Source organism: Mycobacterium sp. ACS4054 (assembly GCF_001667275.1).
Taxonomy (GTDB): domain Bacteria; phylum Actinomycetota; class Actinomycetes; order Mycobacteriales; family Mycobacteriaceae; genus Mycobacterium.
In genome coordinates, this window is the sequence record NZ_LZHV01000055.1 from 70,734 (window position 1) to 84,333 (window position 13,600).

Sequence of the window (13,600 nt, forward strand, 5' to 3'; positions counted from 1 at the left end):
TCATTCCAGCGCCTCCGACAGATCCAGCCAGCGGCTCTCCGTCGAGGCGACCTCGTCCTCGAGCGCCCGCAATTCCTGGGTGAGCCGGTTGATGCCGACGTGGTCCGACTGATCGTGCTCGGCCAGTTCGTGGTGTTTGTCGGCGATCCGGTCGGCCAGGCGGGCGAGCTGGCGGTCGACGCCGGCCAGCTCCTTCTCCGCGGCCCGGCGCCGGGCCCCGGACATGGCATTCTCAGGAGTCGAATCCCGCTTCGCCGCCGGCGCCGCGGTCCGCTCGGCCGCCAGCCGCAGGTACTCGTCGATCCCGCCGGGGAGGTGCCGCAACCGGCCGTCGAGGATGGCGTACTGCTGATCGGTGATCCGCTCCAGCAGGTAGCGGTCGTGGGAGACGACGATCAGGGTGCCCGGCCACGAGTCGAGCAGGTCCTCGGTGGCGGTCAGCATGTCGGTGTCGACGTCGTTGGTCGGCTCGTCCAGGAGCAACACGTTGGGCTCGGACAGCAGCGTGAGCATCAGCTGCAGCCGCCGCCGCTGGCCGCCGGAGAGCTCGCCGATCCGGGCGGAGAGCTGGCCGCCGGCGAATCCCAGCCGCTCCAGCAGCTGGGCCGGCGTCACCTCGCGCCCCTCGACCTCGTACCCGCCCCGCAGCCGGCCCAGCACGTCGGCGATGCGGTCGTCGGCGAGTCCGGCCAGGGCGTCGCCCTGCTGGTCGAGCACGGCCAGCCGCACCGTCTTGCCGCGCTTGACGCGCCCGGTGTCCGGGGTGATGCTGCCCGCGATCAGCCCCAGCAGCGTCGACTTCCCGGCGCCGTTGGCGCCGACGATGCCGGTGCGTTCGCCCGGGGCGATCCGCCACTCGACGTCGCGCAGCACCGGGCGCCCCGCGAAGGCGACCGACACGTCGAGCAGGTCGATGACGTCCTTGCCGAGCCGGGCCGTCGCCAGCTTGGCCAGCTCGACGGTGTTGCGCAGCGGCGGCACGTCCGCGATCAGCTGGTTGGCCGCCTCGATGCGGAATTTCGGCTTCGACGTCCGCGCCGGCGCGCCGCGGCGCAACCAGGCCAGCTCCTTGCGCATCAGGTTCTGCCGCTTGGCCTCCGCCGTGGCGGCCAGCCGGTCGCGCTCGACACGCTGCAACACGTAGGCCGCGTAGCCGCCCTCGAACGGCTCCACGATCCCGTCGTGCACCTCCCACGTCGTGGTGGCGACCTCGTCGAGGAACCAGCGGTCGTGCGTCACCAGCAGCAGCCCGCCGGTGTTGCGGGCCCAGCGCTGGCGGAGATGCTCGGCCAGCCAGGTGATGCCCTCGATGTCCAGGTGGTTGGTGGGCTCGTCGAGCGCGATGACGTCCCAGTCGCCCACCAGCAGCCGGGCCAGCTGGACCCGCCTGCGCTGGCCGCCGCTGAGCGTGGAGATCTGTGCGTTCCAATCGATGTCGGACGCCAGGCCGCCGACCACGTCGCGGACCCGCGCGTCGCCCGCCCACTGGTGTTCGGCCGCGTCGCCCACCAGCGTCCAGCCCACCGTGCCGGCCGGGTCCAGGGTGTCCGCCTGGCTCAGCGCGCCGACCCGCACGCCGCTGCGCCGGGTCACGCGGCCCGAATCCGGCCGCAGCTCGCCGGTCAGCAGCCGCAGCAGGCTGGACTTGCCGTCGCCGTTGCGCCCGACGATCCCGATGCGCGCGCCGTCGTTCACGCCCAGCGTGACCGATTCGAATACCAGCTGGGTCGGATATTCGAGGCGGATGGCCTCGGCTCCCAATAGGTGCGCCACTGGCCCGACCCTACTGCGGCTATCCCAGGGTCAGCAGCGCCCGGTCGATCGCGCTCTGCGTCTCCGCCGACGCCGTGCTGGCCACCGCGTCCAGGAAGCGGCTGGCGAGGTCGCGCACCTTCAGGTTGGTTTCCTGGGAACGCCACACCAGGATGTCGAACGCCCGCTCCGCGGTGATCCCGTAGGCGGCCATCAGCACGCCCTTCGCCTGTTCGATCCGGGCGCGCGCGTCGGCCACCGCCGACAGGACGTCGGTGATGTCGGAGTGCAAGGAGTCGGTGACGTCGACGTAGAACCCGGACGTGCCGATCACGGTGCCGTGGTCGTCGACCGTCCGGTCGCCCGCGACGACGACGCAGTGGGTGTGCCCGTCGGCGTCGATGATGCGGTGCCGGCTGCTGAACGGCTTGCCCCGCAGCACCCGGTCCAGGACGGCGGCGACGTGCTCGCGGTCGTCGGGGTGCTTGTGCTTCAGGAACAGGTCCGTGGTGGGCTCGACCTGGCCCGGCCGGTACCCGTGCATCCGGGCGACCGCGTCCGACCACTCCCAGCGGTGGTCGGCCAGGAAGAACCGGAAGCGGCCGACGCTCTGCGGGTCGCCGAGGCCCAACACCAGGTCGACCGCGTTGAGGTCTTCCCGTTCGACCGCGTCGGACATGAGCGCCTCGCACGCGCCCGCGTCGCGGGCGGCCTCGCCGTTGCGCCGTTGAATGGCTTCATCTTCAAAGTTCACGTTCATCACGCGTGGCCTTTCAGATGCGTAACTATGTCCTCGGGGTATCAATGCCCACTTTTCCGCGAAGCCATTCATCTATCAGGCTTTTATCAGGCTTTCCGGTACGGCTCGGCGTCGGCGTGTTTGAACTCGAGGCCCAGGCCGGGCCGGCATTGATCCGGACGCAACGCGCCGCCGTCGGGGGCCAGCGCTCCGTCGAACAGCATGTGCTCGATGCGGTGGTGGTCGTGGAAGTACTCCAGGTGCCGCAGGTTGGGGATCGCGGACGCCACGTGCGCGTGCAGGTTCGGGGCGCAGTGCCCCGACACGTCGACGTTGTGGGCGGCCGCCACGGCCGCGGCGCGCAGCCAGTCGGTGATGCCGCCGCACCGCGTCACGTCGATTTGCAGGCAGTCGACCGCGCCCGTGGCGAGCATCCGGTTGAAGTAGGCCAGGTCGTAGCCGTACTCGCCGGCGGCGACGTCCGGCGTCACCTGGTCGCGCACCTCCCGTAACCCGGCGAGGTCGTCGGAGGACACCGGCTCCTCGAACCAGGTGACGTCGTGGTCGGCCATCGCGTGGGCCATCCGGATCGCCTGCTTGCGCCGGTAACCGCCGTTGGCGTCGACGTACAGTTCGACGTCCGACCCGATCGCCTTGCGCGACAGGGCGATTCGATCGAGGTCGCGACGCTCGTCGGAGCCCCACGACTCGCCGATCTTGATCTTGACGCGCGGGATGTTCCACTCGTCGACCCAGCGCTCCAGCTGGGCGCGGGTGGTGCCCTCGTCATAGGTGGTGAAGCCGCCGCTGCCGTAGATCGGCACCGCGTCGTGCGCCATGCCGAGCAGCCGGCACACGGGAAGGCCCAGCAGCTTCCCCTTGAGGTCCCACAGCGCGGCGTCGACGGCCGAGATCGCGCACGACACCAGCCCGGGGCGCCCGTTGTTGCGCATCGCCCGCACCATCGCCTGCCACCGCCCTGGGACGTCGAGGGCGCCATGCCCGGTGATCTCGCCGGCGAGCGGCCCGTTGATCAGGGGTGCGCACGCGCCGTCGGCGTAGGTGTAGCCGATCCCGCGCCGGCCGCCCGCCGCCACCTCGGCCAGCACCAGGGTGGTCGACGACCAGGACAGCGTGCCGTCGGCTTCCGGTGCGTCGGTCGGGATTTCGTAGACCCGCGCGCTGACCTCGTCGATGCGGGCGTCGACGCTCATCGGGTCCACCGGCGCGCCGCGAGCCACGCGCCCAGCCCGGCCGCGCCGAGCGCGCCGGCGCCGCTGACGGCCGGGTGCTGCGACGCCCACAACTGCGGGCTCAGCGCGTGGGAGTTGGCGTCGAACCCGCCGTGGGCGCCGTGGTCGCTGCCCGGCTCTTCGTCTTGCGGCTGCCACAGGTTGTGCGGCCGCCCCGCGCCGACGGGCTGGTCGGTCTGCTGCGAGTCGTATCCGGTGCGGCCCAGGTAGCGGTCCAGCAGCGGCGCGACGAACTTCTGCGCCAGCAGCGTCACCATGGTGCTGTCGCCGACCCAATACTGTTTGCGCCCAGGATGATCGGCGGCGTACAGGACGCCGCGGGCGGCCACCTCGGGCTGATAGATCGGCGGCACGGGCTGGGGGTGGCGCGGCAACCGGGACAGCACCCAGGAGAACTGCGGGGTGTTGACCGCGGGCATCTGGGCCACGGTGATCCGCACCTTCGAACCCTCGTGCAGCAGCTCGCAGCGCACCGATTCGGTGAACCCGTTGATGGCGTGCTTGGCGCCGCAGTAGGCCGACTGCAGCGGGATGGACCGCTGGCTGAGCGCCGAGCCGACCTGCACGATGGTGCCGCGGTTGCGCGGGCGCATCTTGGCCAGCGCCGCCATGGTGCCGTGCACGTAGCCCAGATAGGACACCTCGGTCACGCGTTTGAACTCCTCGGCGCTGATCTCGCTGAACGGTGCGAACACGGACGTGAAGGCGACATTGACCCACACGTCGATGGGGCCGAAGGCGGACTCGGTCTCGTCGGCGGCGGCGACAACGGCCGCGTGGTCGGCCACGTCGGTGGGGATGGTCAGCGCCTTGCCGCCACCGGATTCGACGTCGCGGGCGGCGCCGTCGAGACCGGCGGATCCGCGGGCCAGCAGGGCGACGTTCGCCCCCCGCTGCCCGAACAATTGGGCGGTGGCGCGGCCGATTCCCGCGCTGGCCCCGGTGATAACCACTGTCTGCGTCACTGCAAATCCCCTTTCCGATCAGTCATGGTGGACGCGGTCGTCGGCGAGGGTGGCCGTGCATTCGAGCATCAGCGCGTGCGCGAATGCCTGGGGGAGGTTGCCGCGCAGCTGGCGCTGCCGGACGTCGTATTCCTCGCAGAACAGTCCGGGCGGCCCGCAGGCGGCGCGGTTGCGTTCGAACCAGCGCACCGCGCAATGCGCGTGTCCCAGTTGGTGTTCGGCGAGCGCCATCATGAATCCGCAGAGCAGAAACGCCCCCTCGGCGTCGCCCAGGTCGCGCTCGTCGTGCCGGAAGCGGTACACGAACCCGTCGTCGGTGAGTTGCGTGCGCACGGCGTCCAGGGTCGCGCGGGTGCGCGCGTCGTCGGCGGGCACGGCGCCGCGCACGGGCGCCAGCAGCAGCGACGCGTCGACCCCGGCCAGCCGCGGGCTGCGTTGCCAGTAACCGCCCTGCGGGTGCAGGCCGGTGGCGGCGGTCTCGGCCAGGATGGCGTCGGCCAGCGAGGCGCAGGCGGCCACCTCGTGGCCGCCGCCCGCCACCTTGGCGATGGCGCGCAGCCCGGCCACGCAGGCCAGGCGGGACTGCGTCCAGTGCTCGTCGTCGATCTCCCAGATGCCGGCATCCGGTTCGCGCCAGCGCTTTTCGATCGCCCCGATGGCGGTCTGCGCGGCCCGCCAGCCCTCCGGGTCGAGCCGGCCGGCGTCACCCGCCCGGGCCAGCAGCTGCAGCGCCTCCCCGAACACATCGAGCTGGAATTGCTGATTCACCCAGTTGCCCACCTTGTCGCTGCCGCCCGGGTAGCCGGGCAGGTCGAGGGTTTCCTCGGCCGGCACGCTCTGCCCGGTGACGGTGTACGCGGGCTTGAGGTCGGGCCCGTGTTCGAGCAACCGGGCACCCACGAATCCGACCGCCCCGTCCAGCAATTCGGTCGCCCCGACGGTCGCGGCGGCGACGCCGGCGTAGACCTGGTCCCGGATCCACGCGTAGCGGTAGTCGTAGTTCCGGTTGGAGTGCGCGCGTTCGGGCAGGCTCATCGTGGCCGCGGCGACCATGCCGCCACCACTGCTGGTCAGCCCGCGCAGCACCGCGTAGGAGTGCCGCCCGTCGCGGGGGGCGATGGTGCAGTTCAGCTCCGGCATGCTGCGGTGCCACGCGGCCTCCGTTGCGTCCCAGGCGATGTCGGGGTCCTGCGGCCGCTCGGGCAGCGCGCGCTCGGAGAGCTCCAGCACCAAATCGTGCTGACCGCCCTCGTCGACGGTGATCTCGCAGGTGAGCAGTTCGCCGCGGCCGTGGCCCTTGACCGCGCGCGCGTCGCAACCGCCGAGCCAGCGCCACCGCAACCGTCCCGACTTCCCGCTCCACACCCCGTCGTCGACGCTCAGGTCACCGGCGCCGTGCCGGCCGAACCCCGCGCTCGGCTGCAGCACCACCCGCACGCGAGCGGTCCCGCGGCAGCCCAGCAGGCGGCGCAGCAGCACCACCCGGTCCGGGTCGCCCGGAAAGGCCAGCGCCTCACGGCATTCCACGATGCCGTCGCGGGTGATCCAGCGATTGCGCCAGATCAGGCTGCCCGGCTCGTAATAGCCGCCCCAGACGTGCCGCACGTCGGTCGGCGTGACCGCGTACACCCCGCCGCCACCGATGAGGTTGGAGAAGACGGCGTCGGAATCCCAGCGCGGCGCGCACATCCATGCGACGTCGCCCTGGGGGCCGACCAGGGCGCCGCGCTCGCCGTCGGCGAGCAGCGCGTACTCGCGCAACACCCGGGGCGAGTAGGTCGCCTCCATGTCGATCGTGCGGTCAGCCACGGACCCCGGCCTCCGAGGGCCGCCTCGCCGGGGCGTCGCTGCGGATCTTCCCGGTCGCCATCCGTTCGGCCAGCCGCGAGGCCAACGCCATGATGGTCAACGCGGGGTTCGCCGAGCCCTGCGTCGGGCACACCGAGCCGTCGGCGAGGAACACGTTGGGAACGCCCCACACCCGGTGATCGGCGTCGACCACCGAGTTGTCCGGGCGGGTGCCCATGCGGGCCCCGCCGATCAGGTGGGCGAACCGCTCGATGGTCAGCACGTCCTGGGCGCCGGCCGCGTGCAGGATGTCGCCGATCACCTTGGTGGAGTAGGCCATGTTGGCCTTGTCGTTGTCGCACAGCGTGTAGTCGAATCGCGCCACCGGAAGGCCGTAGTGGTCGGTCTCGTCCGCGAGCGTGACGCGGTTGTCCGGCTGCGGCAACAGCTCGTTCAGCACGCCGATGGTGGCCCAGTGGTTGTAGTCGCGCATGTACTCCCGCAACGCCCGGCCCCAATGCCCGTCGGCGAGAACGTGTTCGGCCCAGCCTATCGGCATCGGGGACACGGTCTGGATGGCGAAGCCGCGGGCGAACCCCCGCGACGCGTCGGTCTCGTAGAACTGCTCCGAGGACACCTCCGGCGGTGGGGCCTTGTACATCCGGACCTCTTCGGACCATCGGCCCGCGGACTGCGTGGCGCCCTGCACCATGACGTAGCGGCCGACCTGATCGTCGTTGTTGCCCAAACCGTTTGGGAACCGCTCGCTGGCCGAGTTGAGCAGCAGGCGCGGGGTCTCGATGGAATACCCGGCGATCGCGACGACCTTGGCCCGCTGCAGCCGTTCGGTGCCGCCGGCCTCGTCGTAGTAGACCACCCCGCGCGCGGCGCCGGTCTCGTCGAGCTCGACCCGGGCGGCCATGCAGTTGGCGCGGATCTCCACCGAGTGCGCCAGCGCATCGGGCAGGTGCGTGACGTACGGGCTGGCCTTGGCGTTGACCTTGCAGCCCTGCAGGCAGTAGCCGCGGTAGATGCAGTGCGGGCGGTTACCGAAGGTGCCGTTGACGATGCCGACGGGCCCGACCCGCATCTCGATGCCGAGCTGCATGGCGCCCCGCCACAGCTTTGCCGCGGCGCCCGAAATCGGATGGGGCGAGAAGGAATACCGATGGGGATAACCCCAGGGCCAGTTCTGCCCGGCCACCGGCAACTCCAGCTCGATGCGCTCGTAGTGCGGGCGGATGTCCTCGTAATCGATCGGCCAATCCGCCCCCACCCCGTCGAGGGTGTAGGTCTGCAGGTCGCTGGGATGGAAGCGCGGGGTGTAGCCCGCGTAGTGGACCATCGAACCGCCCACGCCCCGCCCGGAGTTGTTCTTGCCCAGTTCGATTGGGTCGTCGCCGCCGATGATGCGCTTTTGCGTCCAGTAGAGGGCGTGGGAGCCCGCCTCGTCGGAGACCCAGTCCTCGTCCGGGTGCCAGAACGGGCCCGCTTCGAGGATCACCACCCGCCAGCCCGCGCGCGCCAGCCGTTGGGCGAGCACCGATCCGCCGGCACCCGCGCCGACGACCACCAGGTCGACCTCGTCGTCGTCGGCGTAGCGCCGCATGGTCTTTTCACCCGGCAGGTCGCGCGAATGCACGTCGAGCAGGAACCGCGAATCGTTGTCCTTCGGCTCGACCGCTCCTCTGAGCAGCCCGCGTAGTCGATCGCCCATCACAGCTCACCGCGCTGCACGACGCGAACCGGGTCTTCGTCCGTGGCGCCCCGGGTCTCGAACGGTTCGCGCGCGGCGGCGGGACCGGTCGCGCCGCCGAGGCGCATGAAGCCGCGCGGGTAGGCGGGACCGCCGAACCCGATCTCGTTCCAGGCCCAGGGGTGGGAGTAGAAGCCGGACAACACCATTCGCATGCACACCGACCACGCGCGTTTGACGTTCAGGCGCGCCCAGGCACCGCCGTCCAGGTCGCCGTGGGAGAACTTATCGACGATCTCCTCGCGCGTCTCGGGGTCGGCGTCGGCGAACGACGCCCGGCCGTAGCGGCTGGAGGCGGTCTCGTCGAGACCGCGCAGCACCAGCCGCCACGTGTCGCGGTCGTCGGGCATGTCGGCGTACTGGTAACCGTCGAGCCGCCCGTCGGCGAGCTTGGAGTCGACGGACTCGGGCACCGGCACGCGCGGCTCGCGGTCCTGCGCCAGCGCCGTGTCGCAGAACGCGCGCAGGCACGGCTCCTCTTCGGCGGTGAAGAACCGCAGCGGGCCCGGCGGTTCCAGCCGGGCCAGCACCACCTTCTTGGTGGCTTGGTCCCACGTGTCGATGGTCTCCAGCACGTCGTAATCCGGGTAGCGCCCGATCATCTGGGGCGTGACACCCCGGCGCTGCTTGGGGAGCCAGGACGGGTGCGGGGGTTTGCGATCCGCGCGCAGGTTGGGCAGGTGATCGGGGCGCGACGTGTCGGCCATCGCGCTCAGCCCCGGAACCGTTCGCGCCGCAGGATGGAGGCCAGCAGCCCCATCGCCCCGACCATGCACATCAACCCCGGCGCCACGATCGGTGGGCCCATGGGCACGTTGTAGGACGCGTTCTTCCACCCGCCGGGTTTGCGGGCCACGCCCCGGGCGTGCAGGTATTCGCCCAGCAGGCCGTTGGCGGTGTAGATGCCCGCCGTGATCGGCAGCCAGAGTTTGGCCCAGCGGCGCGAGAAGACCCCGCCGATCCCGGCCACCACGACGGGCGGCGTCACCACGATCGGGCTCCACATCCACTTGTTGCCGAAACTCGCCTTGTAGTGCTCGAAATAGATTTCCGCCGTCGTGACCGCGGCCGCAATGGCCGTCAGCCCGGACAGCGAGCGTTCGAAGCGACCGTGCGCGACGTTGTAGAACGCCCGCTCGGTGAGGTGTTCGGCCTCGCCTGCGCGCCGTCCGCCGTTGCCTAACAACAACATCTGGATTCCTTCCTGACGGGTCAGTTACTGGAGTCGCCGATGACCGTGCGAAATAGGTTGCAAAAGAAGAAGTTTCGGGTGCCGAGCCTGGCGAGTTGCCCTATTGCCCATGCGTCACCTCACGTGGAGAAACGAAACACGCCCGAGCGGCCACCGCGCGATGACGACTCGCGATGACCGGCCCAGAAAGCTGGCACGCCCAGCTGTGTGTTTCAACCGAAGTGGTCCCGACGGCGCGTCGTGACCGAGGCGCACCGGGTGCGTACCCGATCCCCGATGTTGTAAACAGTCCGCTCGGTGTCGGATGGTGGCGTGTTGTCGGGCCGCCCGTGTAGTATCGAACACATGTTCGAACAATGGCAAGCGTCGCGTCCACCGCCGGAGCCGGCGGTCCTACTGGGTCGCATGCGGGACGCCGGGCGGGCGGAGGGGGGGGCGGCCGCGGAACGTTTGGTGGCGGTCGCGGACTTGCTGGTGCTCCGCTGCCGGGAGTCGGGGGAGCGGGCGGACTGGGCGGCCGACGCGTGGGATGCGGTGGCCGCGGAGGTGGGCGCGGCGTTGGGCTGCAGTCTGGCGATGGCGCACAGCTATCTGCGGTATGCGATGGCGATGCGTGAGCGGCTGCCGCAGGTGGGCAAGGCGTTCCAGGCCGGGGACATCGACTATCGGGCGTTTCAGACGATCGTCTTCCGCACCGACCTGGTCACCGATGCCGGGGTGTTGGAGCGGGTGGACGCGCGTGTCGCGGCGCTGCTATCGCGGCGGCCGTCACTGACCCGCGGCGGGTTGGGCGCGGCGGTCGACCGGGTGGTGGCGCTGGTGGACGCCGACGCGGTGCGCCGGGCCAAGGAGGCGATCGACGATCGCTTTGTCGACGTGCAAGCCAATGAGTCGGGGATGGCGTGGCTGACGGGCAGCGTGTTCGGCGCCGACGGGCATGCCCTGGATCGGCGGCTGGACGAGTTGGCCGCCGGCGTGTGTGGCGCCGATCCGCGCACCCAGCGGCAGCGGCGGGCCGATGCGCTCGGGGCGCTGGCCGCCGGTGCGGATCGGTTGGGCTGTCAGTGCGGGACGCCGGGCTGCGACGCCGGTGGGCGCACCGCGACCAATGTGGTGATCCATGTGGTCGCCGAGCAGGCCACGGTCGGTGGCCGCGGCGCGGCCCCGGGTGTGCTGCCCGGCGTTGAGGGGCTCGTGCCGGCCGAGGTGATCGCTGAACTGGCGCGCACGGCCAAACTGGTGCCGCTGAGCGCCCCGGCGCAGGCCGAGCCGCGCTACATTCCCTCGGCCAAGCTGGCCGACTTCGTGCGGTGCCGGGACCTGACCTGCCGGGCGCCCGGATGCGATCGCCCGGCCGTCGACTGCGACATCGACCATACGGTCCCGTACGCCGAGGGTGGGGCGACGCATCCGTCGAACCTGAAATGTCTGTGCCGCCAACATCATTTGCTGAAAACGTTCTGGGGCTGGCGCGATCAGCAGCTGCCCGACGGCACGATGATCTGGCGGTTGCCCGGCGGGCACACCTACGTCACCACCCCGGGCAGCGCGCTGTTGTTCCCCGGCCTGTGCGCGCCAACCGGCGACGCCCCGGTCCACCCGGCCGTAGAGCGCTGCGGCGAGCGCACCGCAATGATGCCGCGGCGCAACCGAACCCGCGCCCAGAACCGCGCCCACCGGGTCGCCGTCGAGCGCCGACACAACCGCGACGCCCGGCTGGCACGAAAAACCAACGCCGCCAGCGGAATTGGACCTGCCCCACCCGACGACGACCCGCCGCCCTTCTAGCCAGAAGCGACGGCGAAAAGCCGCCACTCACCCGGCACGCCCTTGAGCTGGTGCGTACCGCGGTCCTCGAACTGCAGGCCGGAGCCGATCACCAGGTCGCGAAAAGTTGGGGTCTGCGACGCTCGTCAGGCGCCGCAGTAGCGGCTGGGGCCATACTTGCCGCACCAGATGTCACCTGCGTTCGCATCGCTGAGTTGGGCGTCGTTGTCGGCTAGGTGGAGGACGGTGACCCCGTCTGGAGACACGACGAGCTCGGCTTTCCACGCGGTCCGCTCGTTGAGGGTGCCGTTCATTCCGTCGCCCCAGACACCGATGCGCTGGTCCAACTTGATCGCCAGACCTATGCCCTCGCCCTGTGTCCAGCGCATGGTCCACTTCTCGCCGTCGCGGGCGCTGGAGCCGAGCAGGATCGTCCCGGTGCCGTCGGGCGCGATCGTCATCATGCTTTCGTGCCTCTGCCACTTTCCGACGTAGTCGCCGCGCGCGGTCTGCATCGGCGTGTTATCCGCCGGATCGGCGATGGCGACCGCGGCACTCGCAATGAGGGCGGCCGCCGCTGAAATGAGGGCCACGATAGAGCGGCCAGCAATTTTCGGCATGGTGAATGTCCCTTCTGGGGTATTTGCTCGCACCAAGAACGCTACGACAGTTCGATCTGCAAGTAACTTGATCAGCCAACCTGGTAGGTCTCCCGTGACACCAGGAAGAAGTGCCCGGTGCTGGAGTCGGTGCACCTCATGCCTGCGCTCTCGCTATCGCACGTGATCGTGCCGGCAGTGCGCGATGACCGTAGTTGAGCGTCGGTGAGCCGTCGGGAAATTGGTGATCTGAATGCCAGACACCAGCGACCGGTGCACTGCCTGCACCGAGGACGAAGATGTTGCCCCGCCCACCCATCTGGTAGTCCGGGGGGCGCGGAATGAACCATGTGTAGTTCAGGACCTCGCACGAGGCTCCGTGTGTATTCAACGAACAGCCGATGTTCCCCGACGGGGACTGAAAGTCGTAGCTGTCATCTGCATGTGCGGCGCCCGCCATGCCGATGGTTGCCGCAACGGTCGCCGAGGCGATCGCCGCGAGCTTCGTGATTGTCATCGCCCGTTGGAGACACGCAATCGTGGTCATGTAGGTGTCCTTTCCGTATGCACAGCTTTGGGTCTGGGTGCGCCGTGCCAGGAGCGGATGGTTCGGGTGCCCGCCTGTGACGGCCGTTTGTGGAAAGAATCTGGCAGCTGCCTTGCGTCATCCTTGCGCGGTCCTTGCGCCGCCTCGCCAGTACGAGCGGTCGGCGTATCTCGACTGAAGTGTTAGCCAGTCGGCACCAGCATTTGCTGGGGCGGGCGCTTTCTACAGCTGCCCGACGGCACGCCGATCTGGCGGCTGCCCGACGGACGCACCTACGTCGGCGAGCCCCGGTCTAATCGGCCGTTGAGAGCTGCGGCGAGCGCACCGGATGCTGCTGCGGCGCAAGCGAACCCGCACGCACCGCACCGCCGGACGACGCAGGCCGTTCGGGACGAACACGATGTCGCGAGCACCGGGCGGCGACGCGCGATAGGCGACGCGCAAGTCCCCGTTCATCGCGTAGCGCGTCTCCGAGAACATTGCGGAAGTCTAAGCCGGGGAACGTGCCACGGTCAGACGGATTTGGTGACGCCGACGTAGGAGAGCACCACGTCGGATTCGTCCGTCTGCTGAGTCAGGGTGGCGTAGGACCGGATGAACGACTGACCCACGCAGCCATCGATTTTGACGTGGAAGCCGGTGATGATGACCCGGGGATGTGGGCCCTTGAATTCCTTCCTGGTTACCGGCACGACGAGGATCACGCCGGGTTTGAGGCCGACGGTGATCACCCCGTTGAACGGCGTGGTCACCAGCGGGATGAGACCCCCGGCCAACGGGAAGCCGATGCCCGGGTTGATGCCGGCGCTGCCCGCCATGGTGACGCCGTTGGACGTGCTCATGTCGATCCCGCAGCCGATCTCGTAACCCACCTCGAGGACGCCGGCGGGATTTTCGAGCCCTTCCAGCGAAGCGGCGAATGTTCCGCGGGACAGATATTCGCGAGAGGAGACCGCGGTCGTCAGCGGCGCTATCGGAGTCTGCGACTCATCCTTCGCCCCGAGGGCCAAGACCCAGCCCTCGGGCGTCGTGAAGGTCACCGGGTCGGACGAGGGAATCCGCCCTTCATCGGATGTCGTGGCGGAGGTGGCGGCGGCGTCTTCGGCGTCGGGGTCGGCCAGCGTCCGCGGCGCCATGATCGCCGACATGACGACGCACAGCGCGAGGATCGCGGCGCGACGAACGACCACGGCTACCGGCCACACGTCGACACCGTAGGTACGGCCGGACCACGGTCGCGAA

Annotated in this window: 12 protein-coding genes; 1 reads left to right on the top strand and 11 read right to left on the bottom strand. The window is 69.9% G+C overall.

The window, feature by feature from the left end; genetic code table 11:
- The 8 genes from A5730_RS15615 to A5730_RS15650 form a co-directional block, all read right to left on the bottom strand.
- On the bottom strand, positions 1–1,773 hold the full coding sequence (locus tag A5730_RS15615; protein ID WP_067901982.1) for an ABC-F family ATP-binding cassette domain-containing protein: 1,773 nt from the start codon (positions 1,771–1,773) through the stop codon (positions 1–3).
- A gap of 19 nt (positions 1,774–1,792) precedes the next feature.
- Positions 1,793–2,512, bottom strand: coding sequence for a PAS and ANTAR domain-containing protein (locus A5730_RS15620; protein ID WP_067901989.1), 720 nt, complete (start codon positions 2,510–2,512; stop codon positions 1,793–1,795).
- An 86-nt stretch (positions 2,513–2,598) separates the two neighbouring features.
- On the bottom strand, positions 2,599–3,705 hold the full coding sequence (locus A5730_RS15625) for an enolase C-terminal domain-like protein (RefSeq protein ID WP_067902174.1): 1,107 nt from the start codon (positions 3,703–3,705) through the stop codon (positions 2,599–2,601).
- Positions 3,702–4,709, bottom strand: coding sequence for an SDR family oxidoreductase (locus A5730_RS15630; RefSeq protein WP_197506272.1), 1,008 nt, complete (start codon positions 4,707–4,709; stop codon positions 3,702–3,704). The genes A5730_RS15625 and A5730_RS15630 overlap by 4 nt, the downstream gene beginning before the upstream one ends.
- 18 nt (positions 4,710–4,727) lie before the next feature.
- On the bottom strand, positions 4,728–6,497 hold the full coding sequence (locus tag A5730_RS15635) for a glycoside hydrolase family 15 protein (protein WP_369829888.1): 1,770 nt from the start codon (positions 6,495–6,497) through the stop codon (positions 4,728–4,730).
- Positions 6,498–6,510: 13 nt separating this feature from the next.
- On the bottom strand, positions 6,511–8,214 hold the full coding sequence (locus tag A5730_RS15640) for a GMC family oxidoreductase (protein WP_067902003.1): 1,704 nt from the start codon (positions 8,212–8,214) through the stop codon (positions 6,511–6,513).
- Positions 8,214–8,960 carry a gluconate 2-dehydrogenase subunit 3 family protein gene (locus A5730_RS15645; RefSeq protein WP_067902005.1) on the bottom strand — a complete coding sequence of 249 codons (747 nt, stop codon included), beginning with the start codon at positions 8,958–8,960 and terminating at the stop codon, positions 8,214–8,216. Before A5730_RS15645 ends, A5730_RS15640 begins: the two co-directional genes overlap by 1 nt.
- Before the next feature lie 5 nt (positions 8,961–8,965).
- Positions 8,966–9,445, bottom strand: a complete 480-nt coding sequence (locus A5730_RS15650) for a hypothetical protein (protein WP_067902007.1) — start codon at positions 9,443–9,445, stop codon at positions 8,966–8,968.
- 345 nt (positions 9,446–9,790) lie between these two features.
- On the opposite strand from A5730_RS15650, the gene A5730_RS15655 reads away from it, so the two are divergent.
- Positions 9,791–11,233, top strand: a complete 1,443-nt coding sequence (locus A5730_RS15655; protein WP_067902009.1) for an HNH endonuclease signature motif containing protein — start codon at positions 9,791–9,793, stop codon at positions 11,231–11,233.
- A gap of 125 nt (positions 11,234–11,358) precedes the next feature.
- On the opposite strand, the gene A5730_RS15660 is transcribed toward A5730_RS15655, so the two are convergent.
- The 3 genes from A5730_RS15660 to A5730_RS15665 form a co-directional block, all read right to left on the bottom strand.
- Positions 11,359–11,832, bottom strand: coding sequence for a hypothetical protein (locus tag A5730_RS15660; RefSeq protein ID WP_156745825.1), 474 nt, complete (start codon positions 11,830–11,832; stop codon positions 11,359–11,361).
- Between the two features lie 136 nt (positions 11,833–11,968).
- Positions 11,969–12,358: a hypothetical protein gene (locus A5730_RS24765; RefSeq protein ID WP_156745826.1), complete on the bottom strand. Its 390-nt coding sequence runs from the start codon at positions 12,356–12,358 to the stop codon at positions 11,969–11,971.
- Between the two features lie 512 nt (positions 12,359–12,870).
- Complete coding sequence (locus tag A5730_RS15665; RefSeq protein ID WP_231994694.1) at positions 12,871–13,548, bottom strand: MspA family porin; 678 nt, start codon at positions 13,546–13,548, stop codon at positions 12,871–12,873.
- Between the last annotated feature and the right edge of the window lie 52 nt (positions 13,549–13,600).